We start from the raw sequence: 26,357 nt of genomic DNA, 5'->3' as shown, positions 1-26,357 counted from the left end.
ATGAAAACAACAGCCTCTCGCCCTATGTCCAAAGCCCTTTATTCACTAGGAAAGCAACAGTCCTTTATCCCACTACCTTCATCCAACTACTTAAACGACAACGGCACAATCAGTTTCACGCTCAGGGTGCGGCCCATGTTGAACACACCCGCCCGGCCCGTTGCATAGTTTACAGCGGTATACTTCAGCCGGCTCAGATGGTTTTGGTAGGCCACATCAAACAGGTTGTTGGCCGCCAGAAACACCGAGAACAGCGTGCGGTCTTTGGCCGATACCACGTCGGTGCCCAGGCCGGCGTGCACCAGCGTATAGCCGGGCGTGGCCGTTTCGGTATCGAAGGCCGAGAAGATGCGGTTCTGGCGGAAGTTGTGCTCCAGCGTGGTGCGCGCGTACAGGTTGCGCAGTCGGGAGGTGCCCACTTTCCGGAAGTTCACCCGCAGCTCCGACTGCAGCCGGTCGGCGGGGATGAAGGGCAGGTGGCGCTGCCCGGCCGGCTGCTCCAGCTGCACGGCCCGTACCATGGAAAACGAATTTTCAAAGTGCAGCCAGTCCAGGGGGTGAGGATGAATATCCAGGCTGACTTCGCCCCCAGCCAGGCGTGCATCGCCCTGCCCGTAGCGGAACACCCGGTCCCCCTCCGCCGATACCGAATCCTGGCCGGTGGGCGTGGTGAGGGCCCGGGGGAAGATGTAGTTGTTGATGCGGTTGCGGAACACATCGGCCGAGAGGCTTACGTGGTCCGAAATGAAGCTCAGGCCCCCGTCCAGCTGGAAGCTGGTTTCGGCCTTCAGGCCTGGTTCCCCGATTTCGTAGCGCACGGTGCCCTCGTGAATACCGTTGGAACCCAGCTCGGCAATGTTAGGGGCCCGAAAACCCCGGGCCGCATTGGCCTTTATCAGCCACTGCTCGCTCAGGTTGTATGCCCCGCCCACGCTCCCGCTCACGTTGCGGAACGTGCTCCGGAAGCCCGGAAATTTCTCCTCACCCTGGCCGGTGGGTACGGGCTGCTCCTCGTCGTTCAGGTAAAGCGCGTCGGCCGTAATGCGGCGCAAATCATAGCGCAGGCCTCCGCTCACATCCAGCTTGCCGAAGCTTTTGCGCGTAACGCCGAACAGGCCCCCGTCCCAGAGGCGGTAGGCCGGAATCAGGAACTCCACGCCCTTGTTCTGGTTTTCCTGCACCATACCGCTGGCGCCCACGGTGGTGTTCCAGCCCTGGATTTCGGGCAGGTACCAGCGCAGGGCGTAATCCACGGTGCGCAGCTGAAAGAACAGGGACTTCTCGTAGTAATCCGCGGGGTTGCCGAACTCCCGGCGCAGGTTCTGCTGCCAGTTCACGTTGAGCGTAACCCGGTGCTGGCCCAGCACAAAGTTGTTATCGGTACCAACGCGCAGGTGGTTAATTCGCTGGCGAGGCACATCCAGGCCGTAGCCCGAAAAGCCGCTGCCCGTGACCAACTGCGTTTCGCCCAGGCCGCTTACCCGCGTAAACCGGCCCGAGGTGGAGTCCCGCTCGCCCTCAATCAGGCCCAGAATCTGGTTGAAGGAGCTGACGGTGAGGTGGGAGTAGCCCCAGCTTTTGTTGAGGCCCACGTAGCCGCTGCCGTTCAGCTCCCGGAAACCCGAGTTGTACACCCGCCCATCGTAGGGGTTGCGGTAGTCGGCGGCTACTTTGCCCGAGCCCCGCACCTGCCAGTTGAAGCCGCCTAGGTTGCCCGCATTCCACAGGGAATAGCCCTGCTGGTAGTTGTTGGTTTGGTAGTTGGCCGTTACGGAGCCCAGCACCCGGCCGTCCTCCACCGGGTCGGGGGCCAGAAAGTTGATGACGCCGGCCAACCCATCGGAGCCATATAATAAGGAGCCGGGCCCTTTGATGATTTCGGCCCTGTCAATGCTGTACTCGTCGATTTCGATGCCGTGCTCGTCGCCCCACTGTTGGCCCTCCTGCTTACTGCCGTTGTTGAGCGTAATCACGCGGTTGGCGCCCAGCCCCCGGATAACCGGCTTGCTGATGGCCGCGCCGGTGGTAATCTGGTTGAGGCCGGGCGTGTGGGCCAGGGCATCCACGGCGTTGGTGGCCGCTGCCTGGCGCAGGCGGGTCTGGTCTACCACGGAGGTAGGCACCGGGGAGCGGCGCATCTCTGTACTAGCTGATACGCCCGTTACCACCACCTGCCCAATTTCGGTTTCCGCCGGCGTAAGGGCAGCTTCCAGGGCCGCGCCCGCGCTGGTATCCACGGTGCGCACCACGGTGGTGTAGCCCACAAAGCGCACCTGCATCAGGAAGCGCCCCCGCGGCAGGTTGGCAAACCGAAAATTGCCCTCGGCATCGGTGGCGGTGGCTTGCTTGAGGTCGGGAAACACCACGGTGGCGCCGGGCAGGGCCTGGCCGGTAGTGGCATCAGTAACGCGGCCAGTAACGGGAGTGGCGGCGCGGGTGGAACGGGCCGGAACCGCCGCAGCCGGAGCCGGCACAACCGGCGCGGTCTGGGCCAGGGCGTGGGCAGCCAGGAGCAGCAGGCCGGTAGTAAGTAGGGGTCGGGACATAGAAACGCAAATTACACGCTGGCAATGAACGGAAAACGCGGCCTGAAAGCTGCATTCAGCTGAAAACGAAAGAAAACACCGACCAAAAGCCGGTGTCTTCCTGAAAATTCTCCACAACCAAAACGGGAGAAAAAGGGTGGAGAAGCCGTTTGCAGCCAGCCCCTCCTGGTGATATAGAGAATTGGTGAGTTGGTGAGTTTGACCTACCGCTTGCGCCACTGCGCCGTACGACGCGAGTATCACCCAAACATCAAACTCACCATCTCACCAGTTCACTATTTCACCACAACCGGGAAATCAACTTCCACGTCCGTGTCGCCGGGGGTAGCGGTGCCGTTTTTGGTGCCGGGCTGGTGGCGCAGGGCTACGCGCAAGGTGCCCGCCGTGGCGGAGGCCGCAGCCGTTTGCAGGCGCGTTTCCAGGCCTACTTCCAAGTTGTTCTTGTCTTTGTCGGTGCGGGTTACGGTTAGGTTCACGCCCGTGGGCGTAAACACCAGCAGGTGCTCATCGGCCTCCTGCTTTACCTCCGCCGATATGTCCTCAGCCGGCGTCTTGGTTTCATCGAGCAGCACGATTTTGCCAGTGTACGTGGTGTTGGCTGCCAGCGTCAGGCCGCTGATAACCGGGGCGGCTCCCCCGTCCCCATCCACGTCGCGGTACTGGGCCGTGAGGGTGCTGCCGCCATTCACGGGCGTCAGCTCGTAGCGCACCGTGGTAATTTGCTCATTGTCATCGTCGGGCGTGGGCGTGTCGTTGTCGTCGGAGCAGCTGGTAAACACCGGGGCAGCAGCCAGCGCGGCCAGGAAAGCGGAACGGAAAAGCAGGTTTTTCATGCTGTCAAAAGAAGATGAATGATGAAATGAAGGGGAATCAGAAAGGAGAAAGACTACTGGTAATTTGAAAAAGGGAAAGCGCCGGAAAAGCTGGCCGCTGATGCGCTAGGGCGTGGTAGTTGGCCGGGCGTGGCTGAGTTCCAGCGGCAGGCGCAGGCGCAGGCGCAGCGTCAGGTTGCGCCCCATTTCATCGGCGAAGTAGCGGTAACGGTTCAGGTAGTCACGGTAGCGCTGGTTGAGCAGGTTGCTGCCCGCCACGCTCAGCTCCAGCGGCAGGCGGCCCCAGTACAGCGTGGTACCCGCTTCCAGACTGAGCAGCCCGTAGCCGGCCGGGGGCTCCCGGTAATCTCGCGCGGCGTAATTGCGCGGCACCCGGGTCTGGCGGGCCACGCCGGTGCCCAGGGCCTGCACGTAACTGTTCTGGAGGCGGCGGCCGGCGCGGTTCATCAGGTTGTAGCGCAGGCTTAGCTCGGCCCGGTCGGCGGGCATAAAGATGAGCCACTCGTCCTGGCTGGTGTCGAGGCCCCGCACCACGGCCACTTTACCGCCCAGCTGCCACTGCGGGCCCAGCACGTAGGACCCACTCACATCCAGGCCGCGTAGGGTAGCGTTGGTCTGCCGGAACTGCCAACTCGCCAGCACCCCCCGAATGCTCACCACCGGCGGCAAAATGGGCGACTGGTACAGAAAGTTGAGGATGCGCGTCTGGTACACGGTCAGCTCCCCATTCAGGCGGGGGTTGTCGTGGAAGGTGGCGGTCAGGCCCAGGTTGAGGGCGGTTTCGGGTACGGCCGGGTCGTTGCCGGGCACCAGGTCGTAGCCCAGCTCATACTGCGCGTTGTGCACTCCGTCGCTGAACCGCTCATTGGCGGCTGGGGCCCGCCGCGTCAGGCCCGAGGCCAGTCGTAGCGTCAGGTGGGCAGTGGCATCGTACACAGCTCCCAGCGAGGCCGCCGGGGTAGTGTACTGAAACCGGGATGCTGCCACGCCAAACACGCCGCCCGTGCGGGTCGCGCGCTTTACCTGCAGGTCGCGCCGGTCCAGGCGCAGGCCGCCTTCCAGCAGCCACTTGCCCTGCTGCCACTGCTCCAGCCAGAACATCCCGCCGGTGTAGTTGGTGTAGAAGGGGATGAACTGCCGGCTGCCATCGGGGTAGCGGTTGAACTGATAAGTGCCGGCCACGCCCACACTGCCCGTAAAGCGGTGCCAGGGCCGGTGTTCCCACAGTAGCTCGGCGGTGGTCGTGCGGTTGGTGTAGCTCAGCTCGGGCCGATTAAGGGCGGCGCGGTTGTCGTTGCGGGGGCGGTACTTGTCGTATTCGTCGCGCCCGTCCAGCTGCTGGGCCACGGTGGTGCTGAGGCGGCCCGCATTGCCGGTTTTCACAAAGCCGCTCACCTTGAACACCTGGTGCTGCACTTGCTGGTAGGCCCGCTCAATAGTGTAAGTAAAGCCGCTGGTTTCCAGGGGCCGGTTCCGGGCCACGGCCAGCAGAAAATCCTGCTGGTTGCCCACGTGCGCCGCCGGCAGAATACCGATGCGGGTGTTGAACTGACTGTAGAAAACCTCCACCCCGTACGTGGGCTGGCGCCAGCCCAGGCTACCCGAGAAGTTGCCCTCCTCAAACCCCGAGTTTCTCAGGTAATAGCCCGGGGCGCGCATGGTGCCGGCCTTGCGCACGGTGCCCTGGGCCCGCCAGCTCAGGGCCGGCAGGCGGCGCAGGTTGCCCTCCACCAGGCCCGAGGCCGCGCCCAGTCCGTTGTTGCTCATGCCTACCAGGTTCAATTCTGCCCCCGTGCCCACCGAGTCGCGGAGGGGACGGGGCTGCACCAGCACCACGCCCCCAATGGCATCGGAGCCGTAGCGCACACTGGCCGCGCCCTTCACCACCGTCAGCTGGGAGGCCAGAAACGGGTCGATTTCCGGCCCGTGCTCCTGGCCCCACTGCTGGCCTTCCTGGCGCACTCCGTTGTTGAGAATGGTCACGCGGTTGGAGTGCAGGCCATGAATCATGGGCTTGAAGATGCCGGGCCCGGTTTGCAGGGCCGTTACGCCGTTTACCTTCTGCAGCGCCTCGCCCAGCGTTTGCCCCCGGGTTTGCTGCAAGTCCTTTTCGGTGAGCGTGGCCGTGGCCTGGGTAGTGGGCGCGGCCGCCCGCTGCCCGTTTACCACGGCTCCTTTCAGAGCTACGGCATCGGGGTGCAGGCGGAAGTCCCGGTACGCGGCAGCCGTCAGGCGCACTTCTACCACTTCGGCCGCAAACCCCACAAAGCTTACCTGCACATGGTAAGTGCCGGGGCAGAGGTGGTCGAGGTGGTAGTGGCCGTCGGGTTCGGTTTGGGTGGCCTGCCGGGTTTCCAGCACCACCACCGTAGCACCCGCCAACGCGCCGCGCGACTCATGGTCCTGCACGCGGCCACTCAGGAGCAGGGCGCAAGCCGGAGCCGGAGCCTGGGCCCACAGTAACCGGGGCAGCACGCTGAGCAGCGCCGCCACCAGCCCCAGGCCAGCGCAACGGCCCCGGGAATGGCCCGGAGCACAAAAAAACATAGGAAAGAGAGGAACTGCCCGTGGTCAGGTAAACCAACCCATGTGCTCATAAGCTGCCGGGAGCGGGCAGGGCTCCGGCAGCGGGTACGCTCTCATCCAACTTCACAGGCAGGCGCCGCCCCGGTAAGGGTGGCCCGCAGCAGCACACAGGGTTATCCGCGTTTAGCCCAGACTGGGCGGACCGCGCAGGTCGGCCGTAAGCCGGGGCAGGCAATGCCAGGCAAGCGGCAGGCTGTGGGGAGCGGGCTGGGCAAAAACGGCCGCTGCCAGAACCCCCAAAGGCAGGGTGGTAGTGGGTTCGAAGGCCGACTTAAAAAACTGATCTGCTTCGCAGTGCTGGTGCTTGGCCGAAACCAGCGCTTTTCCCTTGGGCCAGCCTACCGCCTGGGTTGGTTCCTCGGTGGTGTGCTCATGTTGGTGCAAGGCTAGTACCCACGCATCCGGCAGCAGCACCCGCACAAAGCACAGGAGCAGCACCAAAGCCAGCCGGGAACGAAGAGCACGCATTTGCAACAATGTGTCGAAGACGGGCAAAGGTAACCGGAAAACTGAATGTTGATTTTTATTGATTCAAAAAAATTCTGGCATCACGAAACCATAACCGCCTCGCAACCCTCAGGCAACAACCACTGCCGAATTTTGCGGCGGATCATTTTTTGCATACTCGTATGAAGAAGCTAACCATGAGGGTGCTACGGCAGGTAGCCCAGCTTATTCGCCCGGCGGCCCATAAAGCTGTGCCTGGCACCTCAGAGCAGTTGTTTGTATGACCAGCAGTGCCAAGCCATCCTTCGGGTACCGCCCAGGGCGTTTTGCTTATCGCCGGGAGAGCATTCGGTCCTGCAAAACGTTATCCGGGGCGTATCTGGCTGCCAATGAGTGGGTTTTGCCGGTAAAAGCAGCCGCCTGATACTCAGCCCAGCAAATACCTGGGTTGGGCGAGGAAATACTCCGGACGAGCGAATTGCCCATCCCAGCCGGGAGGACATCAGTAGTTTCGTAGCCCGGTCAGCCGCTACTGGCGGGTCGAGGCTGCTATGGTGCGTGCGTTCAACTCTCTCTTAACTCAATGGGAGCCTTCCCTGCAGATTTTGCGCTGGGATTGGCAGGGCTCCATCACAAACAGCAGCTTCCGGGCAGCCTTCGAACACCTGGTTCACTATTCCCGGCAGCAGCACGTAAAGCGCTGGCTGGCCGATGTATCCAATCTGCCACTGGTAGGCATTGATGAGCAGGGTTGGCTAAGTGAGCACTGGCTACCGCGCTTCGCCACATTGCACATTCGGGAGGTGGCCTTGGTGCTGCCCGTTAGCCTGCATAACCAGTTGGTGGTTGAAAGTATTCTGGCCGATGGCCGCCGCCATAGCCGGGCCGACATTCAGTTTTTCTCGGATGTGCCCGCCGCGCTGGATTGGCTCACCAATGCCAATGAGACCTTGGTTGAGCACCTGCAACAGGAGTGGCAACGCCGCTTGCAAACGGTTCAGCTTAACCAGGCAGACCAGCCTGCTTAAGTAGGCTAAGCGCTGTCAAACTGACAGCCGTAGGCAGGTTGGAACGGGGTTTGAAACCGCCGAAACGCACGGTTAACCGGCTGCTTGGCTGGCATATCGTCCGATGTCGTTTTCATCCACCCCCTTCTTACTTCGTTATGCAAGAGAAAGGTAGCATCTCAATTCACACGGAGAATATCTTCCCCATCATCAAGAAATTTCTGTATTCTGACCATGAAATTTTCCTGCGGGAACTGGTCAGCAATGCCGTGGACGCCACCCAGAAACTAAAGAGCCTGGGCCAGTTGGGAGAGTTCAAGGGCGAGCTGGGCGAGCTGAAGGTGAAAGTAAGCGTAGATAAGGAAGCCCGCACTATCACCATATCGGACCGGGGCCTGGGCATGACGGCCGAGGAAATCAAGAAGTACATCAATCAGATTGCCTTCTCCGGAGCCACCGAGTTTGTGGAGAAGTACAAGGAGAAGGACGCCGCCGCCAAGGACCAGATCATCGGGCAGTTCGGGTTGGGTTTCTACTCCGCTTTTATGGTGGCCAAGGAAGTCGAAATTTTCTCCAGGAGCTACAAAGAGGATACTGAGGCCGCCCACTGGGTGTGCGATGGTAGCACGGAGTTCAGCCTGGAAACCACCGAGAAGGCCGACCGGGGCACCGATGTGGTACTGCACGTAGCTGAGGACTCCGATGAGTTTCTGGAGTCGCAGCGCTTGAAGGGCATCCTGACGAAATACTGCAAGTTCCTGCCCATCGAAATTGAGTTTGAGGGGGAGGTTATCAACCAAACTCAGCCTATCTGGACCAAACAGCCCTCGGAGCTGACGGATGAGGACTATACCAAATTCTACCAGGAGCTGTATCCCTTCTCGGAGCCCCCGCTGTTCTGGATTCACCTGAACGTGGATTATCCTTTTAACCTGACGGGTATTCTGTATTTCCCCAAGGTGAAGGATGAACTTCAGTTCCAGCGCAATAAAATTCAGCTGTATTCCCGCCAGGTGTTTATTACGGATGAGGTGAAGGATGTGGTGCCCGAGTTCCTGATGCTGCTGCACGGCGTGATTGACTCACCCGATATTCCGCTGAACGTGTCGCGCAGCTTCCTGCAGGCCGATGCAGCGGTGCGCAAAATCAACCAATACATCACCAAAAAGGTGGCCGACAAGCTCAGCGAGCTGTTCCGCAAGGACCGCACCGGCTACGAGCAGAAGTGGTCTGACATCGGCCTGTTCGTGAAGTACGGGATGCTGTCGGATGAGAAGTTCTACGACAAAGCCAAAGACTTTGCTTTGGTACAAAACGTGGCCGGCAAGCTATTCACACTGCCCGAGTATCAGGAGTTTGTGCAGGCCAATCAGCAGGACAAAAACGGCCAGACCGTTATTCTCTACACTACCGATGCTGAGGCCCAGCACGGCTTCGTGCAGGCCGCCCAGGACCGGGGCTACGATGTGCTGGAATTGAACGGCCCACTCGACGCCCACTTTATTGGGCAGTTGGAGCAGAAGCTGGAAAAAACCACCTTTAAGCGCGTAGACGCCGATACCGTCAGCAAACTCATTGAAAAGGAAGAGGCGACGGAAAGCATGCTGAGCGAGGAGGACAAAACCAAACTGGGGGAGGTGTTCAAACAGGCCATCAGCAACGAGCATATGCACGTGCAGGTAGATGCTCTTTCGCCCCAGGATGCCCCGGTTATCATTACCTTGCCCGAGTTCATGCGTCGCATGAAGGATATGCAGCGGGCCGGTGGCGGAGGAGGTATGCAGATGTTCGGCAATTTCCCCGATACTTACACCGTTAGCGTGAATGCCAATCATCCGGTGGCTCAGCGTGTGCTGAATGCCGAAAGTGATGCGGGCAGCAAGCTGGCCCGGCAGGCTTTCGACTTGGCACTGCTGGCTCAGGGCTTGTTGAAAGGCGAGGCATTAACGGCGTTTGTGAAGCGTAGTGCCGATTTGCTGGCCGCCGAATAGTCCTAGAAAGTTTGTAGAGTTTTAAGCAGTACAAAACCCTGGCCGCTCTGGTTGCCAGGGTTTTGTTTTAGATGCGTGGTACAGCAGGCGTATTCCATAGTTTAGTTGTTCCATGGACCGTATCGTAAGCTGCCTTGCCTCATGGGTGAGTACCTTCGGATGGTGAGTCGGAGCATAGCTCCAAGGCACAAAATCTAGCAGATGGCTGTATACCCACCAACCGACCACCTTCCCGCCGCAGCAGGGCACCAAATCCCCGTATCTTTACGTTCGATGCTCCGAATCCTGCCTGATACTTTGATGCGTCTGTTGCGTTTATTTCTTCTGTTGCCGGGGCTGTGGCTGGCCGGGGCCTGTTCGCACAAAACCGTTTCCTTTAACAGCCGCCCCGACGAGGCTGCCGCCATGGCTGCCCCCGATACCCTGGCCACTGCCGCCGACACAACCAAAGCGCCCTCTTTGGTTGCCAAGCGAGTGAACATGACCAAGGAGCAGGAAAGAGCGGCTAAGGAGAAGGAAAAAGCGGCCCAGCGCAAGCCGAAAAAGAAGAAGAATATTTTCCTGGGCGAGCGGATAAAGAAGGGTTATGTAAAATCAGGGCCCAAGGGGAAAAATCAGGTGATAGAAATATTCTACTACCTGCGCGCCTTCCAGCAACCCAATCCGTTTGCTCCGGCCCGCTACTATTTCAACCCCCGCAAACGCAAGATATTCAAGGCCAGTACGGAGCTTAATCCGGCCACCGATAAGGTGCTGCATGGGCCGTACAAAAAGCTACAGGGCGGCAAAGTGGTCGAAACTGGCTACTTCGCGCTGGGTACGCGCCATTTGCGCTGGGAGCGGTTCAACAAGGATAATATCCTGCTGTCCAAAACTCATTACGAAATGGGTTTCCCCCGGGATGCCAACATTACGTATTACGATGCCGGCCAGAAACAAGTAAAAGAGGTGATTCCCTACCTCAATGGCAAGTTGGAAGGTGATTACGTGCGCTATCTGGAAAATGGCCAGCGCGACTGGGAGGGACAGTTTGAAAACGGCAAGCGGGTTGGCGACTGGACCAAATACTGGGGCTTCCGCAACCGCCGCCATTACGAGTACCAGTACGGCGAGTCGGGCTTCGACCCGGAAGTAACCGAGCCGGTACTGGTAAAGGAGTACAACCGCAACGGGGTGCTCATTTACGAAAAGGATAAGCTCGACAACCGGGATAAGCCGGATAATTCGCGTCCGGGCAGCCGACGGTAACCCGATAACTTTACCGGCCGGTCAGCCCACTGCTTACCAGAATGCATCCTGAAAATGCTCCAGCTGTAAACCGTTGGAAACGGGAGCCAGGGCAATAACATCAAACCGAAGGTCGCCGGTCCAGTGCAGCTCCTCCTGCAGCTGTTCCGCCGCCAGCCGCAGCAACTGGCGCTTCCGTTCCGTCACGAATTCTTCAGGGTATCCATACTGGGAAGAGGAACGCGCTTTTACTTCCACAATCACCAATAGTTCCTGCCCTAGGCGCATTACTAGGTCCACTTCGGCCCGGCGGTATCGGTAGTTGCGGTGCACCAGCTCGTAGCCATTAGCCAGCAAGTGACGTAAGGCGGCCTCCTCACCGGCATGGCCAAGCTCATGGGCTGGAATGGACATCAGAAAATCTCAGTAAAGCAGAAGGTAAGCGGGATGAACTCTCTGGTACCGGATACGGTTGGCGCTAAAACTAGTACCTTTGTGCGCTTTTGCACCGCTGGCAACTAGCTTTTTGGTAATAGTTTGTTGAGTTTGAGTGAGCCTGGTATTACGGGCCTGATCCGAACTTTCCTGCGTGAGGTATAGGAGGGCTTAGGTGATATCCGGCCGCCTGTCCAGGCAGTCAGCTAATCGGAGCAGAAGCAGGGCTTTTTCGACCTGAACCTATGGATATATATTCTGCCTGCGTAAGTCCAGCTCCAGCGGCTCTTGCTCCGGAGCCAGGCGCATCCCCTGCTCCGGAGCAAAACCGTGCGATACTGGTACGCCCGCTGGGCCTGGTAGCATATCAGCCGGCCTGGGACCTGCAGGAGCAGCTGCTGGCCGATACACTGGCTCTCAAAACCCGTAATCGGGCAGCGCAGGAGGCGGGGCAGCCTCTGGAGCCAACGCCCAACTACCTGCTGCTGTGTGAGCATCCGCATGTGTACACCCTGGGTAAAAGCGGTAAACCTGAACATTTGCTGCTGGACGAAGCGGGCCTGGCTCAGCATGCGGCTACCTTCCACCGCATCAACCGCGGCGGCGACATTACCTACCATGGCCCCGGCCAGTTGGTGGGCTACCCCATCTTCGACCTCGACAACTTCTTCACCGATATTCACCGCTACCTGCGGCTGTTGGAGGAAGTCGTTATTCTGACCCTGGCCGACTATGGCGTGGTGGCCGGACGTATTGCGGGCCTGACCGGTGTATGGCTTGATTTTGCAGAAGGCGCACCCAACCCCCGGAAGATTTGCGCCATGGGCGTGAAGTGCAGCCGCTGGGTTACCATGCACGGTTTTGCCCTCAATGTAAACACCGACTTGTCTTATTTCGGCCACATTGTGCCTTGTGGCATTACCGATAAAGCGGTTACCTCTCTGGCGCAGGAGCTGGGTTACCAGGTGCCCCTTGCGGAAGTGCAGGCGCGTCTGGTGCCGCATATAGCCCAGTTGTTTGGAGCCCGCACAACTTCTGACTCTGCTGCATGAAAAAGGATATTGTATTCGACCCGGTAGAAGGTGTTTCTATTGCGGTAGTACCCGATGAAAACGTTGCCCTGGAAGGCCAGCCTGGCTGGCAGGTATACCTGCTCAACCACAACGACCATGAGCTGGAAAACGTCATCGTCAGCTCCAACGGCTACGGCACGGCTCCGGATGGCCAGCCCGTGCGTACCTCCACGCTGCGCCATTCCCTGCTCACCGTACCGGAACAGGCCGCTGTGGCCGTCGAGCCTATTGACCCTGGCCTGTTTCACCTTAACAACCAATATTGGGTGAGCTATTACGTGGGGCGGCAGGTGTTTGATAAGAAGTTCATCTTCGTGCCCGACTCCATCACCCCCGACAACCTCACGCACATTGCCTTACTTGCGCGGCCTGGGGTACTGCATAGCTAGTCGTATCTTTGCATTTCATCTGTCTCCGCCAGGTCGGAACACATTTCCAAAAACAGCCGAACCGCAATGAATGCACTCGGAATTCAGTTGGGTTTGTCCTCCCTATGGGCGTTTCTGGTGGCGCTGTTTGCCGTCCCGTCCATTATTTATATCGCCCACCTGAAGAACATGCTCGATACGCCTAATGTGCGTACCGTGCACGAGTCCCTGACGCCCCGCCTGGGCGGAGTGGCCGTTTTTGCCGGCTTCATGTCAGCCCTTACCATCTTTGCGCCTCTCAACAACGGGGTGCAGCAGCTGTTGGCCGGGTGCATCGTCTTGTTTTTTGTGGGGCTGAAAGATGACTTGGTAAGTATTTCGGTAGCCAAGAAATTTGTAGGTCAGTTATTAGCTACGGGAGTGGTCATGATTATGGCCGACGTGCGTATTACCAGCTTTCAGGGTATTCTGGGTATTCAGGAGCTGCCCATTGGTATCAGCTACGCCTTCACATTTTTCGCCATTGTGGGCATTACTAATGCCATCAACCTCATCGACGGCTTGGACGGGCTGGCGGGCTCTATCGTGCTGATTATCGTCAGTACGTTTGGCTATTATTTCTACCGCTACGGCGGCGACGCCTTCCAGAACTACGTGTTCGTGTCCGTGTGTGTAGTGGGTGGTATTCTGGGATTTTTGCGCTATAACTTCCACAAAGCCAGTATCTTCATGGGGGATACTGGCTCTTTGGTGTGCGGTTTTATCGTATCCATCCTCACCATTCAGTTCATTGAGATGGGGTTGAAAGTGGGGCAGCCGTTCGGGTCTTCGGCGCCCTCGGTGGCCGTAGGCATTCTGTTTGTACCGCTGTTTGATACGCTCCGCGTGTTTATTGTCCGGATGATGGCGGGCCGCTCGCCTTTTTCTCCCGACAAAAACCACGTGCATCACCGCATCCTGGCTATGGGCTTCCAACAGATTGGAACGGTTATTCTGCTGGGGCTACTGAATATTGTGGTCATTCTTTTTGTCATCAACTTCGCCTACCTCGGCAATACGCTGCTTATTGTCATGCTGATAGCCTTTTCCTTGCTGCTGAGCGTGTTCCTGGGCGTATACCACAGCCGGGCCGAGCGGCAGCGGGTGGCCTCCTAACTTCTCTTCCTGGCAAAGTGCGTAGCAGCTGGCGTTTCTGGGTTTGGGTGCTGGGCCTGTTGTTCCTGAGCCTGCGGCCGGCCGCATACGCGGCCGAGTACCGCCCGCTACCTCCCGCCCCCCGCGCGGGCCTCACCCCCGACTGGCTGATCTTCGATGAGGCCCGGAACCGCCTGGTTCTCTACCTACCCGACTACCACGCCCCCGCCCACGCCTATTACCAGTGGTTGTCAATTCGGCCGAATAAGCCTCTGCGCATTAGCTTCACGGCCCGGGAGAAACTAAGTCTGTTCCTGGACAACCGGCTTGTATTTAGTGCCCGTACGCCCGCTTCCTACACCATCGACCTGGCCGCTCTGCTGCCGCCTGGCACTCAGCCCGGCTCCCACCTGTTGTGCGTCTGGCAACCCGATGCTATTCCCAACCTGGCTACTTTCACCAACGCCGTTCCGTTGGTCAAGGCCAAATCCGGTACTTCAGTAGCACCGGTGCCTACTGCCCAGCCCCGCCCGCGTGGCCACCAGGGGCAAAACGTATTTGTGGGTTTCCTGCTGCTGCTGGGGCTTTGCTACGGAGGCCTGCGGGCCACGTACCAACCTGGGTTTGCCCGTATTTACCAGTTGGAAGGACTATGGGGTAAAGGAGCCGCTGAGCAGGATTTTCTCATCAAGCCCACTCTCACCTGGCTCAACCTGGTGTTAGTCGTGCTGTTTTCTCTGTCTTTTGCTCTGTTGCTGGTGGCCATTCACACCAATATTCAGAGCATCGTTATTCTGCGCCGCCTCTTCGACGTCGCCGAGTCGGCTATTGTGGTACGGGTGCTGCTCTACACAGCTCTGGTAACGGGCTTTGTGCTGGGCAAGTATTTGTTCCTGGAGCTGATGGGCTACATTTTCGATGTTACCGAATTAGTAACTATTCAGTACCGGGAATTTATTCGAACCAGCCTGTTTATGGGCCTGTTTCTGCCGGTCGTGATGCTCCTGTATCTGGGCCTTAACCAACGCCTGCCAGAAACGGTGCTGTGGGTATCCAACGGGGTGGTTTCCTTGCTGTTGATTGGTACGGTACTGCGAGTAGGCCGTACGCTCAACCGGAAAGCATCCCTGCTAAATCTGCATTTGTTTTCGTACCTTTGCGCCACAGAAGTGATTCCCCTAATCATTCTGCTCAAACTGATTGTTTTTACCTACTGACACGCCTCTGCCGGTTTGCGCCGGTAGCTCCTGCAACGCCCCCTTATTGCCTTAGACTTACCCTTTTTCTTACCTATGGCCGAGAGCAAAGACCAACCGGGGACGGGCCGTCACGCTAAGCGTATCTCCAGCATCCTGGTCACCCAGCCTAAACCTGCTAACGATGTCTCGCCGTATTTCTCTATTGCAGATAAGTACGGGATAAAAGTAGATTTTCGGGAATTTATTGAGGTGCAGCCGGTTTCCTATAAGGATTTCCGGAAAGAGAAAGTCAACATTCAAGAGCACACGGCTATTATCTTCACTAGCCGGAATGCAGTTGACCATTTCTTCCGCATCTGTCAGGAAGCGAAGATTGAGATGCCTGCCGAAATGAAATACTTCTGTATTTCTGAGCAGACGGCTAACTACCTGCAGAAATACATTGTTCTGCGTAAGCGTAAGCTGTTTGTGGGGCAACGTACTGCTGCCGACTTGTTCGATGTCATTAAGAAACACAAAGGCGAGAAATTCCTCTATCCCTGCTCCGACATTCGTAAAGATGATATTCCGGAGTTCATGCGGGCTAATGGCTTTAAGTTCACCGAAGCCGTTATTTACCGCACCGTAGCCAGCGACCTGTCGGATCTATCGGACGTAAAATACGACTGCATAGCCTTTTTCAGCCCCTCCGGCATTAGCTCTCTGTTCATCAACTTCCCCGATTTCGAACAGAACGGGACCCGCATTGCTGCCTTCGGGCCTACTACCGCCAAAGCCGTGCTGGATGCCGGCTTAGATCTTGATATTGAGGCACCTCAGCCCAATGCTCCTTCCATGACGGGAGCTATTGAAGCCTACATCCGCCTCCACCATGGGGCCGAAATGGCTAAAGAGAAGAAGAATAGCAAATAGTAGCTTCATAAGTAGAGCACGAGGGACTGGCTTGGCTATTCCCTCGTGTTTTTTTTGCTGGATTTGTTGTAGAGGGTTTTTTGCATACATTTGGAAACGACATGCCTTCCTTTTTCCAAACGTAACTTGCCCTAAATCAGTCCTTTTATGAAGAGAACTTTACTCGTTTCCCTCTTCTCCTCCGTTGCTTTTAGCACCGCGCTGGCGCAGCAGCAGCCCCAGTTTAGCCACTACGGCTTTAATGGGATGTTCCTGAATCCTGCGTATGCTGGCATCAAGGGGCAGGGAGAAATTACCGCTTTAGGTCGTTCTCAATACTTTGGCTATGATGCCACCTTCGATACGGGTGGCTCCCCCCAAACGTACATGCTCACGGCTTCACTGCCTGTAGCAGCCATTGGTGGCGGCTTAGGCATTGGTGTTTATCGTGACAGAATTGCTCAACTCACTACTACCAACGTTCAACTGTCGTATTCGAAGCACCTGAAGGTAGGAGAAGGGCGGCTGGGTATCGGAATTCAAGGCGTTTTCAACAACATTTATCAAGGGACCTACCGTCCCATCGATAAGGACGATGTAAAGGTTCCGCAGGAGGGAGCCGACCGTAAGCTGGATGCCGGTGTTGGCGTGTGGTACGAGTCAGATAAACTGTACGCTGGTCTGAGTGTCAATAACTTACTGCGTTCAGACTACCAGTTCAACAGCCAGGTAGCCGGCGGTAAAACAGCAGAGTATATCAACGAAAATCACGCCTACCTGACGGCTGGGTACAATATCGAGGCGTCGTCATCCGTTGTAGTTACGCCCACCGTGCTGATGAAGATGGTGCTGCCCGGCAAGTTTGGCGACAACAACAAGTTCAACTTCAAAAACAATTCCTACGAAGCCGGCGTACGCGCTACTTTCAACGACCGTTTTTGGGGAGGTATTGGGTATCGGTACGATGAGTCATTTACTGCTCTCGGGGGGCTGAGTTTTTCAAAAGACAATGCCATGCGTGTGGGATTAGCTTACGACTTGATTGCATTTAATCAAGATGCTCGGGCACTTAGCTCTTTCGAAATTATGCTCTCCTATCGTCTGCCAAAACCCGGTCTGGCAGTCCGCCCAGCAATTCGTACACCGCGTTACAGCTTCTAAAAAGAGGCCAGCGTCGCAGGAAATCATCCTTACCGTTTTATTGCCTCAACACAACTGACGAGCTTGTATTAACTCACTGCTAGCCATTGTTTAACCGGCTGAAAGGCCCGTTCGCAGACAATTGGAATGCATTGAGCGATAGGCTTGCGTACGAACGTACGATTCGTTAGATTTGCCAGCTCAAAAATTGTAATCTTTGGATATCGCCGCCTCGACCGTCTTTTTCTTTCTCACATGAACAAGTTTCTCGTATTGCCTCTCGTCGCTATTTCGACGCTACTCCTGGGAGGCTGTGGTTTCGGCAAAGGACCGCAAGGCGACCTGGTTGGGGCGGAGGATCGTCCGGAGTTTAACCCTCAGGAAGTACCTTATGGTATGGTGCCCTGCCCCGGTGGAACGTTCCACATGGGCCAGACGGACCAGGATATATCGGCCTCTATGGTGAACATGAATAAGCAGGTAACTATTGCCGGCTTCTACATGGATGAAACCGAAATTACCAACAACGAATACCGTCAGTTCATGAATGCCATCCGGCAGGACTCAATTGACGTGCTGGGCGAAGAGTACGTAATGACGGAACTCTACCCCGATACCACCGTGTGGGTGCGCGACTTTACCTATCACATGGGTGACCCGCTGATGGAATACTATTACACGCACCCGGCCTTCGACGACTACCCGGTAGTTGGGGTTGACTGGTTTGCCGCTAAGTATTTCTGCAACTGGCGCACCAAAAACAAGAACGCCGCCAACGCCGAAGCGGGTCTGGCCCCGACGCCTAACTTCCGCTTGCCTTCAGAGGCTGAGTGGGAATACGCTGCCCGTGGTGGCCGTGACCTGGCTACCTACCCTTGGGGTGGCCCATACCTGCGCAACTCCAAAGGCTGCATGCTGGCTAACTTCAAACCCGGCCGCGGCGACTACGCTTCGGATGGCTATGCCTACACCTCGCCGGTGGGTGCGTTCTTCCCCAACGACTTCGGCCTGTACGACATGTCGGGTAACGTAGCAGAGTGGTGCGATGATGCGTACATGGAGGCTTCGGTGCCGGTGGTATGGGACATGAACCCCACTAACCCCGACGATAACGAGCCCCGCAAAGTAGTACGTGGCGGATCGTGGAAAGACATTGCGTATTTCCTCGAAACCGGCACCCGTAACTTCGAATACCAGGATTCGGCCCGCTCATACATCGGTTTCCGCACGGCCATGATTCAGATTGGCATGGGCACCAACCAGAGCCTGAACTAACTGCCAGTACGAGAAATGCATGTGGAGTCGAGAGCTCCAGCCACGTGTATTTCTCGCTCATTTCTGTAAAATCATTACCTCAACAAACTTCTTTTTCAACATCCATTCACATGGCAGCTAAAGGCGGTAACTTTTTCTTCGATTCGGTAATGCCGAAAATTTACGGCATCGGTGCAGCCGTCGTAATCATCGGAGCTCTGTTCAAAATTCTTCACTTACCAGGTGCCGACCTCATGCTGATTATCGGTCTTGGTACGGAAGCAGTTATTTTCTTCCTTAGCGCATTCCAGCCCAATCCGAAAGAGGTTGACTGGGCGCTGGTTTACCCAGAATTGAGCGAGGGATACGATCCTTCTACCAATAGCAACAAGTTTGTTGAGCAAAACAACGGTACTGGCCTGACCCGCAAGTTGGATGACATGCTGAAAGATGCCAACGTGACGCCTGAGGCTATTGCTTCATTGGGCCAAGGCCTGAATCGTCTGAGCACTACTACCCAACAGCTGTCTACTCTCAGTGATGCTACCAGCGCTACCGATGAGTACACGACTAAAGTGCGCAACGCTGCTCAGTCGCTGGAGCGCATTAATGAGTCGTACTCAGCTACGGCCCAAGCTATGACGGCTATGGCTGACGCCACCAACGATGCCCGTGAATACCACGTGCAGGTGCAGAATGTGACCAAGAATCTGGGTGCTCTGAACGCAGTATATGAGATGGAACTGCAGGATGCCAACACGCACCTCAAGTCCATGAACAAGTTCTACGGCACTCTAGCGCAGGCTATGGAGAACCTGACCGAAGCTGGCAAAGAAACCGACCAGTTCAAGCAGGAAGTAACCAGCCTGACCACCAACCTCAGCTCGCTGAACCGTGTGTATGGTAACATGCTAAACGCTATGCGCGCTACCAACTAAGGTAGCCGCACTGCATAACGTTTCAGATAGTAGTTCCACTAGTACTAGAATAGGCAGATACGATGGCGGGAGGTAAGGAAACTCCACGGCAGAAGATGATTGGCATGATGTACTTGGTACTGACTGCACTTCTGGCCCTAAATGTGAACTCAGCTATTCTGCTGAAATTTAAATTTCTGGATGATGCTCTGTTTGGGGTGAACCAGAAAACTGATAAGAGCAACCAAGATGCCGTTAAAGGCATTGAAAAGGCAGTAGCGGATAACCGCAATCAGGCGAAAGATCGGGCCGTACTGGCAGCTAGTCAGAAAGTACGGGAGCGTACTGCTCAAATGATCAGCTCCCTGCGCGACATGCGGGACCAGCTCATGAAGGCCTCTAAAAACACACCAGAAAAATTTGAAAATCTGGAGGCAACGGAGGCTGTAGCTAACCTTATGTTGGGAAGTGCAGGCAACAAAAAAGGGTTGGGGTACAAGCTCAAGAATGACCTGAACCAGTACGCAACTGATTTGCAAACGTTGGTGCCCGGTGTAACGGTGCCGAAACTAGCACTTGATGCGAAAGAAGACCCTGCTGTAACGGCTGAACAGAAAACCAAAGACTTTGCTCAGTTGAATTTTGAGCAGACCCCGGTTGCCGCTGCTCTAGCAGTTCTTTCACAAAAGGAAACAGAGGTTCTTAAATACGAGTCAGACGCTCTAAACCGGCTGGCCCAGCAAGTAGGGGCATCGAATATCGTTTTCGATAAGATTGGTGCTTTTGCTAGTGCCGAGTCGAATACGGTAGCTGCTGGCACCAAGTACAAAGCTGAGCTGTTCCTGACGGCTTCGGCTTCAGGCCTGAATCCAAGCATGACGCTGAACGGTTCGCCTCTGAAAGTTGATCCTGCTACTGGCAAAGGCAAAATTGAGTTTACGGCTCGTCCGGGTTCTTTTGACCAAGCTGGTAACGCCAAGGCTTCCTGGAAAGGCACGATCCGCTTCAAGCAGAACGGCCGCGACACGACCTTCAACGTGACGGTGCCTTACACCATTACCAAGCCGGTCATGCAGATTCAGTCGGCTTCGGTGCAGGCTCTGTACTTCAAGTGCGGCAACAAGCTGAGTGTACAGGTACCGGCTTTGGGTGCCCAGTACGACCCCAGCTTCTCGGCTTCCGGTGCTTCTACCATCAAAGGCTCGGCCAAGGGTGAAGTAACCCTGATTCCGAATTCGAAAGAGGTAACCTTGAGCGTAAGCAGCGGCGGCAACCCCATTGGTTCGCAAACCTTCCAGGTTCGTCCGATTCCTAAGCCGGAGATTCAGTGCTGGGTAGGTGGCCGTCCCGCCAACGAAAAGCAGGGTACGCCCATTACGGCCGTGCGCAACATGAACCTGAAGGCTGTAGCTGATGCTGGCTTTGCTACCTTCTTGCCTGATGATGCCCGTTTCCGGGTGTCGCGCTACGAGGTAACACTGGTGCGCGGTAAGCGTCCGGCTATGCAAACCATCACCGTAAACGGGCCTACCGTTGACCTGAGCAGCGTGGTAAACACGGCTCGTGAAGGTGACCGTCTGTACATCGAAGTGAAGGGTGTGCAGCGTCAGAACTTCCAGGGCAATGTGGAAGACGTAAATGTTTCCAAGCAGTTCAATATTCCGCTGCTGTAAACGTTACTGGCTCTGAACTATCCGCCGCGCTTTTTTGATTACCCAGGTATGAACAAATTCCTCTCCTTCGCCGCTCTGACGGCCGGCCTGATGCTGTCGGTGGCAGCTTCGGCTCAGGAACAAGCTACCACCGCAAGCAGCAACGGCTCGTACCGCCCGATTCCGAATTCGGACATTATGTTCCGGAAGACCATCTGGCGTGCTATCGACCTGCGTGAGAAGCAGAACAAGCCCATGTTCGCGGAACAGAAGGAAATCAGCCGCGTAATCATCGACGCCGTGAAGCGCGGTGAATTGCAGGCCTACCGCAGCGACTCCCTGACCACTACGCTTTCTTCGAAAGAGTTTCTGGGCAACATGTCGTATGCGGAAGCCAGCGCCGGCCTGAGCGACGAAGAAAAAGCAGCTGGATTCACCGAAGACACCGGTGACGACTGGGGTACTCCTGCTCCGCGCGGTCGTAATGGCCGGGCAGCTGCGGCAGCTCCCAAAAAGCCCGTTGCTCCGCCGAGCTACGAGTATCGTCCTAAAGACATCTATCAGCTGGAAATGAAGGAGGATATGATTTTCGACAAAAAACGGTCGAGAATGTATCACGACATCAAATCCTTGGGTTTGCTGGTGCCTTCTACGTTGGGCTCCAACACCTCGGGTATTGAAAAGCCGATTGGTTATTTCAAGTATAGCGACTTAGTGCGGATGTTCCGGGCTAACCCTGACAAGGCTATCTGGTTTAACCCCCAGAACGATGCCCAGCACAAGAATCTGGCGGATGCGTTTGAGCTGTGGCTGTTCAACTCCTACATCGTGAAGGTGTCGAACCCCAACGATTCGCGCCTTGACGAAATCTACGGCGGGCAGCAGCAAGGCATTCTGGCCTCGCAGCAGGCGGCAGCCGACCTGATTGAGTACGAATACAACCTGTGGTCCTTCTAGACCACTGATTACGCGGTTTTCACGAATTTTGTGGACGATTCACTTTGGGGTCGTCGGCAAGCAAAAGCCCCAACCGGTTGCGGTTGGGGCTTTTTGTTGTTTGTGTCCATCTGGTGTGTCATTCCGACGGCAGGGGTAACCCCGTATGCTGGCACTGTAATGACATTGCTCAGACAATGGGTGCATCTTCCTGCTGGCTGAAGTAGTTGAGGAGGATGCGGGCTTTGGCCTTGCCGACTTCGGTAGTGAGTTCCTGCTCGGTTAGCTCCCGAATTTTCTTAACCGATTTGAACTTGGTCAGGAGCTTGTCGGCGGTGACGGGGCCGAGGCCTTTAACTTCGGTAAGCTCGGTTTTGAGGGTGGCGGCGTCGCGGCGGGAGCGGTGGAAGGTGATGCCGAAGCGGTGCACTTCGTCGCGCATGCGCTGAATTAGCCGTAATGTTTCGCTTTTCTTGTCGATGTATAGCGGAAGCGGATCATTCGGCACGTAGATTTCTTCGAGGCGCTTAGCAATGCCGATAACCGGAATCTGGCCCCAGAGGTTGAGGTCCTTGAGAGCCTTCACCGCCATGCTAAGCTGGCCTTTGCCGCCATCCACAATAACCAGCTGAGGCAGGCTGGCACCCTCGTCTACCAGGCGGCGGTAGCGGCGCGTCACGACTTCGTACATCGAGTCAAAGTCGTTGGGGCCGACCACGGTTTTGATATGATAGTGGCGGTAGTCCTTTTTGCTGGGACGCGCATTGCGAAAGCACACCATAGCGGCCACCGGATTGTCGCCCTGGAAGTTGGAGTTGTCAAAGCATTCAATGTGCTTGGGCAGCTCCGTCAGGCGCAAATCTTTCTTCATGGTTTCCATGATGCGCACCTCGTTCAGGTCCTTGCTCCGGTCGTTCATGCTTTCCTTCTCCTTGCGCAGATAGAGCACGTTTTTCAGGCCCAGCTCAATCAGCTTGCGCTTGTCGCCAATCTGAGGCTGGGTGATGGTAACCCCAGGCAAGGGCAGGTTAGCCACGGGCACATTGGTCAGAACTTCCTTTGACTCGCTCTCAAACTCCTGGCGCATCTGCATAATGAGCGGAGCCAGGATTTCCTCGTCGGGCTCATCGAGCTTCTTCTGCACCTCCACCGACTGGGTTAGCACAATGCTGCCATTCATCACCTTCAGGTAGCTGATAAAGGCCGACTTTTCGTTGGAAGCAATGCTGAACACGTCGATATTCGACAGGGAGGCATTGACGATGGTGCTTTTACTCTGGAACTCATCCAGCTTATCCAGCTTAAGCTTGAACTGGTGGGCCAGTTCATATTGCTGCTCCTGGGCTGCCTGCGTCATTCGCTCCCGGAAGTACTGCTTGGGCAGGCGCAGGTCGCCGTTGAGAATCTGCCGGATCTGCTGAATGTACTGGTTGTAGGTTTCCTCGTCCTGATGGCCTTCACAGGGTCCTTTGCAGTTGCCCAAGTGGTACTCCAGACACACCTTAAATTTGCCGGCCTCAATGTTCTGGGGCGAGAGGTTGTAGGTACAAGTACGCAGCGGATATAAAGCCCGAATCAACTCCAGCAGCAGGTTCATACCGGTTACGTTGGCGTAGGGGCCATAGTAGCGACCTTGGCCGGGTATCTTGTTGCGGGTTGGGATAAGGCGCGGAAACCGCTCATTGGTCAGCAGCAGGTAAGGATACGTCTTGCCGTCCTTGAGCAGAATGTTGTATTTGGGCTGGTGCTGCTTGATGAGGTTGTTTTCCAGCAGAAATGCATCCGATTCCGAATCGACGATGGTAAACTCGATGCGGCGGATATTCTTGACCAGCTGTTGGGTTTTCTTGTTGTGGTCCTGCTTGGTGAAGTAGCTGCTCACGCGCTTACGCAGGTCAATGGCCTTGCCCACGTAGATAATCGTATCCTCCTCGCCGAAGTACTTGTACACACCCGGGCGGTGGGGCAATTGGCGAATTTGGTCTTGTAGCTCAGGACGGGCGGCCATAAATCACAGATGATGCAGATGCAGCCGCCGATGCCGCAGATTTGTTCTGCCGGGCAAGGCTACAGCTGTGGGTTCAACGGGAGTACGCAGCCGGCCGGTGCTGAGGTTCAGCATACTGGCTGGGCGCTGATGATACAACAAAAAAGGTGGCCGGGACGTCCCGGCCACCTGGCGTAAAAATCGGTTAAATCAGCGAAAAACTACAAACGGTCATGCTTCGACTTCGCCTCCGGCTTCGCTCAGCATGACGTTCATTCTCGCTCCTACGCCGTTGCAATCTGCGCAATCAGCCGAAAAATCAGCGTAAATCTGTGATTAAATGTCCTCTTCGTTGAGGTCGTCCAGATCCACTTGGTTCAGCTTCTGCTCGTACGGGATAGTGTCGCGGGCTCCGGCTCCACCGTAGTAGCGGGAGCAGTCTATTTCTATGCTTAAAGGCTGCGTTGGTTTGGGGAAAGGACCAGTGTTGATGTCAATGCTCTTATCCTTGTACACCTTCTTCATGAAGATGCCATAGAGCGGCAGCGCCAGGCGGGAACCCTGGCCGTAGGCGCCGGTACGAAAGTGAATGCTCCGGTCTTCGCCGCCCACCCACATGCCGCACACCAAGTCGGGTGTGAGGCCCATAAACCAACCGTCGGAGTAGTTGGACGTGGTGCCGGTTTTGGCTCCGATTTCATTGTTGAATTTGAAGCCACCTTTCAGAATGATACTAGTGCCGCCCTGCTCTTCTGTTGCCCCGCGCAGCATATAGGTCATCAGGTAGGCTGTTTCCTCGCTCAATGCCTCTCGCGTTTGGGGCACAAATTCGCGGAGCACGTTGCCGTTCTTATCCTCAATGCGTGTCACCATCATGGGGGCCGTCCAGATGCCTTTGTTCACGAAGGTGCTGTAGGCTCCGGCCAGCTCGTAGATGCTCACGTCGGAAGAACCGAAGCCCACGGCGGGTACGGCCTCAATGGGGGAGGTGATGCCCAGGCGCTTGGCGTAGCTCACCACCGTTTCGGGGCCCAGCTTCTGCACCAGCCAGGCCGTAATGGAGTTCATGGAGCGGGCCAGGGCCTGCCGTAGCGTGAAGGTGCGGCCCGAGTAGCTGCCCTCGAAGTTCTTGGGTGTGTAAGCCGGGCGGCCCCGCTCGGCGGGGAAGGTGGTAGGTACGTCGGGGCGCTGGTAGCAGGGCGAGTAGCCCTGGTCAATGGCAGCTACGTACACGAAGGGCTTAAATGTGGAGCCTGGCTGGCGCTTGCCCTGTTTTACGTGGTCGTACTTGATGTACTTGAAGTTGATACCTCCCACCCAGGCCTTTACCTGCCCGTTCAAGGGGTTCATGGCCATAAAGCCAGAGTGCAACAGCCGCTTGTAGTAAGCCAGGGAGTCCATGGGCGACATCAGCACTTCCTTCTCGCCTGCATTCCAGGTGAACACCTTCATCCGGTACTTCTTGTTGAGGTAGTACTTGATGGAGTCTTTACGGCCCTCAAACCGGTTGCTTAGGGAGCGGTACCGCTCGGTGCGCTGGATGGAGGTGGTAAGGAAGTTGGGAATTACCCGGCCGTTTTCGTCGCGCCAGGGTTGCTGGCCGCGCCACTGCTGGTCGAACCACTTCTGCTGCAGCTTCATATGCTCGGCCACGGCCGCCTCGGCGTACTTCTGCATACGCGAGTCGATGGTAGTATAAATCTTGAGGCCGTCGGCATACAGGTCGTGGTCAGTTTCCTTGGCCCATTGCTTCAGCATCTTGCTCACCTCCACCCGGAAATAGGGCGCAATGCCTTCATTCTGGTTTTCCACGCTGTAGCGTAGCACAATGGGCTGTAGGGTATCGGCCCGAAGCTGCTGGGCGTCGATGTAGCCGTACTTATTCATCTGGCGCAATACCCAGTTGCGGCGTATCCGGGAGCGTTGGGGATTAAACTTAGGACTGAACCGCGTAGGGGCATTCAGGACGCCTACCAGCGTAGCCGCCTCGGGGCGGGTCAACTCCCGGGGCTTCTTGCTGAAAAAGGTTTTGGCGGCTGTGTTTATACCAAAGGCATTGGAGCCATAATCGTTGGTATTCAAGTACATGCGCAGAATTTCGCGCTTGGTGTAGCTGCGCTCCAGGCGAGTAGCCAGAATCCACTCCTTGGTTTTGGTAATGAGCATCCGTACGCCGGGCACATCGTTCAGCGTTCCATCGTTCAGGTCCTCGCGGGTACGGAACAGCACTTTGGCCAGTTGCTGGGTGAGGGTGGAGCCCCCGCCACCGCTGCCGCCCGTAAGCAGGCCCGCGGCTACTCGGCCGGTAGCCTTGGGGTCGATACCGGAATGTTCCTCAAAACGGGCATCTTCGGTGGCAATGAGGGCGTCAACCAGGTGCTGGGGCAGATCTTCGTATTCGGCCGGGGTGCGGTTTTCACGGAAGTACTTGCCCATGAGCACATTATCGGCCGAATATATTTCCGATGCCAACTCACTACGCGGATTTTCCAGCGTTTTGAGGTTAGGCATACGTCCGAACAGATTCAGGAAGTTGACGCTAACGGCCAGCACATACAGCACCATTCCTGCAACACCAATTCCAAATAGTGCCCACAGGCTGCGGGCCCAACCAGTAAAGCGGCCGGGGGAGGTAGGTTTACGGGAAGATGCTTTGCTTTTGGCGGGGTAAGCCATTGAAGAAACGAGAAATTAGAGAGTAAGAGATAAAAATCAGGAGGTGTAAAAGCAGTAA

20 protein-coding genes are annotated in these 26,357 nt (G+C 56.5%); 13 read left to right on the top strand and 7 right to left on the bottom strand.

Translation table 11 applies throughout. The annotated features are described in order from the left end of the window. Positions 1-86: 86 nt before the first annotated feature. From EI290_RS15395 to EI290_RS15380, 4 genes are all read right to left on the bottom strand, one after another. Entirely contained in the window at positions 87-2,546 is a 2,460-nt protein-coding gene (locus tag EI290_RS15395; protein ID WP_125432198.1) for a TonB-dependent receptor, read from the bottom strand. 275 nt (positions 2,547-2,821) lie between these two features. Then, positions 2,822-3,379, bottom strand: a complete 558-nt coding sequence (locus tag EI290_RS15390; protein WP_125432196.1) for a hypothetical protein — start codon at positions 3,377-3,379, stop codon at positions 2,822-2,824. Between the two features lie 105 nt (positions 3,380-3,484). Further along, positions 3,485-5,926, bottom strand: coding sequence for a TonB-dependent receptor (locus EI290_RS15385; RefSeq protein WP_125432194.1), 2,442 nt, complete (start codon positions 5,924-5,926; stop codon positions 3,485-3,487). Between the two features lie 162 nt (positions 5,927-6,088). After that, a complete protein-coding gene (locus EI290_RS15380) occupies positions 6,089-6,433 on the bottom strand; it encodes a hypothetical protein (protein WP_125432192.1) in 345 nt (114 codons plus the stop codon). A gap of 584 nt (positions 6,434-7,017) precedes the next feature. On the opposite strand from EI290_RS15380, the gene EI290_RS15375 reads away from it, so the two are divergent. The 3 genes from EI290_RS15375 (at position 7,018) to EI290_RS15365 (ending at position 10,658) form a co-directional block, all read left to right on the top strand. Further along, complete coding sequence (locus tag EI290_RS15375; protein WP_125432190.1) at positions 7,018-7,440, top strand: STAS/SEC14 domain-containing protein; 423 nt, start codon at positions 7,018-7,020, stop codon at positions 7,438-7,440. 137 nt (positions 7,441-7,577) lie between these two features. Next, on the top strand, positions 7,578-9,410 hold the full coding sequence (htpG, locus tag EI290_RS15370; protein WP_125432188.1) for a molecular chaperone HtpG: 1,833 nt from the start codon (positions 7,578-7,580) through the stop codon (positions 9,408-9,410). Positions 9,411-9,719: 309 nt separating this feature from the next. After that, positions 9,720-10,658, top strand: coding sequence for a toxin-antitoxin system YwqK family antitoxin (locus tag EI290_RS15365; protein WP_148103647.1), 939 nt, complete (start codon positions 9,720-9,722; stop codon positions 10,656-10,658). 33 nt (positions 10,659-10,691) lie between these two features. On the opposite strand, the gene EI290_RS15360 is transcribed toward EI290_RS15365, so the two are convergent. Further along, positions 10,692-11,051: a YraN family protein gene (locus tag EI290_RS15360; RefSeq protein WP_125432184.1), complete on the bottom strand. Its 360-nt coding sequence runs from the start codon at positions 11,049-11,051 to the stop codon at positions 10,692-10,694. 266 nt (positions 11,052-11,317) lie between these two features. On the opposite strand from EI290_RS15360, the gene lipB reads away from it, so the two are divergent. The 10 genes from lipB (at position 11,318) to porN (ending at position 21,657) form a co-directional block, all read left to right on the top strand. Continuing rightward, positions 11,318-12,124, top strand: coding sequence for a lipoyl(octanoyl) transferase LipB (gene lipB, locus EI290_RS15355; RefSeq protein ID WP_125432182.1), 807 nt, complete (start codon positions 11,318-11,320; stop codon positions 12,122-12,124). Beyond that, positions 12,121-12,534, top strand: coding sequence for a hypothetical protein (locus tag EI290_RS15350; RefSeq protein ID WP_125432180.1), 414 nt, complete (start codon positions 12,121-12,123; stop codon positions 12,532-12,534). The genes lipB and EI290_RS15350 overlap by 4 nt, the downstream gene beginning before the upstream one ends. A 66-nt stretch (positions 12,535-12,600) precedes the next feature. After that, the gene (locus EI290_RS15345) at positions 12,601-13,668 is read left to right on the top strand and encodes an MraY family glycosyltransferase (RefSeq protein ID WP_246008969.1); all 1,068 of its coding nucleotides are present in this window, start codon (positions 12,601-12,603) and stop codon (positions 13,666-13,668) included. Between the two features lie 17 nt (positions 13,669-13,685). Next, complete coding sequence (locus EI290_RS15340; protein ID WP_185817015.1) at positions 13,686-14,864, top strand: DUF4271 domain-containing protein; 1,179 nt, start codon at positions 13,686-13,688, stop codon at positions 14,862-14,864. 75 nt (positions 14,865-14,939) lie between these two features. Then, positions 14,940-15,758 carry a uroporphyrinogen-III synthase gene (locus tag EI290_RS15335; protein WP_125432176.1) on the top strand — a complete coding sequence of 273 codons (819 nt, stop codon included), beginning with the start codon at positions 14,940-14,942 and terminating at the stop codon, positions 15,756-15,758. A 147-nt stretch (positions 15,759-15,905) separates the two neighbouring features. Continuing rightward, positions 15,906-16,898, top strand: coding sequence for a PorP/SprF family type IX secretion system membrane protein (locus EI290_RS15330; protein WP_125432174.1), 993 nt, complete (start codon positions 15,906-15,908; stop codon positions 16,896-16,898). Positions 16,899-17,132: 234 nt separating this feature from the next. Beyond that, complete coding sequence (gene porK / locus EI290_RS15325; RefSeq protein ID WP_125432172.1) at positions 17,133-18,152, top strand: T9SS ring complex lipoprotein PorK/GldK; 1,020 nt, start codon at positions 17,133-17,135, stop codon at positions 18,150-18,152. Positions 18,153-18,262: 110 nt separating this feature from the next. Then, a complete protein-coding gene (porL, locus tag EI290_RS15320; protein ID WP_125432170.1) occupies positions 18,263-19,069 on the top strand; it encodes a type IX secretion system motor protein PorL/GldL in 807 nt (268 codons plus the stop codon). A gap of 62 nt (positions 19,070-19,131) precedes the next feature. After that, a complete protein-coding gene (porM, locus tag EI290_RS15315) occupies positions 19,132-20,721 on the top strand; it encodes a type IX secretion system motor protein PorM/GldM (protein WP_125432168.1) in 1,590 nt (529 codons plus the stop codon). Between the two features lie 48 nt (positions 20,722-20,769). Further along, positions 20,770-21,657, top strand: coding sequence for a type IX secretion system ring subunit PorN/GldN (gene porN, locus EI290_RS15310; RefSeq protein ID WP_125432166.1), 888 nt, complete (start codon positions 20,770-20,772; stop codon positions 21,655-21,657). Positions 21,658-21,826: 169 nt separating this feature from the next. On the opposite strand, the gene uvrC is transcribed toward porN, so the two are convergent. Both uvrC and EI290_RS15300 read right to left on the bottom strand, forming a co-directional pair. After that, complete coding sequence (gene uvrC / locus EI290_RS15305) at positions 21,827-23,644, bottom strand: excinuclease ABC subunit UvrC (RefSeq protein ID WP_125432164.1); 1,818 nt, start codon at positions 23,642-23,644, stop codon at positions 21,827-21,829. Positions 23,645-23,959: 315 nt separating this feature from the next. Further along, positions 23,960-26,299, bottom strand: a complete 2,340-nt coding sequence (locus EI290_RS15300) for a transglycosylase domain-containing protein (RefSeq protein WP_125432162.1) — start codon at positions 26,297-26,299, stop codon at positions 23,960-23,962. Positions 26,300-26,357 lie beyond the last annotated feature (58 nt).

Source organism: Hymenobacter metallilatus, assembly GCF_003944705.1.
GTDB lineage: Bacteria > Bacteroidota > Bacteroidia > Cytophagales > Hymenobacteraceae > Hymenobacter > Hymenobacter metallilatus.
This window is presented reverse-complemented; position numbering and strand designations above follow the sequence as displayed.

What these genes read in the sequence shown, in the direction of transcription:
- EI290_RS15395 (WP_125432198.1), bottom strand. Translation starts at nt 2,546, where the DNA reads ATGTCCCGACCCCTACTTACTACCGGCCTGCTGCTCCTGGCTGCCCAC.
- EI290_RS15390 (WP_125432196.1), bottom strand. Translation starts at nt 3,379, where the DNA reads ATGAAAAACCTGCTTTTCCGTTCCGCTTTCCTGGCCGCGCTGGCTGCT.
- EI290_RS15385 (WP_125432194.1), bottom strand. Translation starts at nt 5,926, where the DNA reads ATGTTTTTTTGTGCTCCGGGCCATTCCCGGGGCCGTTGCGCTGGCCTG.
- EI290_RS15380 (WP_125432192.1), bottom strand. Translation starts at nt 6,433, where the DNA reads ATGCGTGCTCTTCGTTCCCGGCTGGCTTTGGTGCTGCTCCTGTGCTTT.
- htpG (WP_125432188.1), top strand. Translation starts at nt 7,578, where the DNA reads ATGCAAGAGAAAGGTAGCATCTCAATTCACACGGAGAATATCTTCCCC.
- EI290_RS15360 (WP_125432184.1), bottom strand. Translation starts at nt 11,051, where the DNA reads ATGTCCATTCCAGCCCATGAGCTTGGCCATGCCGGTGAGGAGGCCGCC.
- lipB (WP_125432182.1), top strand. Translation starts at nt 11,318, where the DNA reads ATGGATATATATTCTGCCTGCGTAAGTCCAGCTCCAGCGGCTCTTGCT.
- EI290_RS15350 (WP_125432180.1), top strand. Translation starts at nt 12,121, where the DNA reads ATGAAAAAGGATATTGTATTCGACCCGGTAGAAGGTGTTTCTATTGCG.
- EI290_RS15345 (WP_246008969.1), top strand. Translation starts at nt 12,601, where the DNA reads ATGAATGCACTCGGAATTCAGTTGGGTTTGTCCTCCCTATGGGCGTTT.
- EI290_RS15335 (WP_125432176.1), top strand. Translation starts at nt 14,940, where the DNA reads ATGGCCGAGAGCAAAGACCAACCGGGGACGGGCCGTCACGCTAAGCGT.
- EI290_RS15330 (WP_125432174.1), top strand. Translation starts at nt 15,906, where the DNA reads ATGAAGAGAACTTTACTCGTTTCCCTCTTCTCCTCCGTTGCTTTTAGC.
- porK (WP_125432172.1), top strand. Translation starts at nt 17,133, where the DNA reads ATGAACAAGTTTCTCGTATTGCCTCTCGTCGCTATTTCGACGCTACTC.
- porL (WP_125432170.1), top strand. Translation starts at nt 18,263, where the DNA reads ATGGCAGCTAAAGGCGGTAACTTTTTCTTCGATTCGGTAATGCCGAAA.
- porM (WP_125432168.1), top strand. Translation starts at nt 19,132, where the DNA reads ATGGCGGGAGGTAAGGAAACTCCACGGCAGAAGATGATTGGCATGATG.
- porN (WP_125432166.1), top strand. Translation starts at nt 20,770, where the DNA reads ATGAACAAATTCCTCTCCTTCGCCGCTCTGACGGCCGGCCTGATGCTG.
- uvrC (WP_125432164.1), bottom strand. Translation starts at nt 23,644, where the DNA reads ATGGCCGCCCGTCCTGAGCTACAAGACCAAATTCGCCAATTGCCCCAC.
- EI290_RS15300 (WP_125432162.1), bottom strand. Translation starts at nt 26,299, where the DNA reads ATGGCTTACCCCGCCAAAAGCAAAGCATCTTCCCGTAAACCTACCTCC.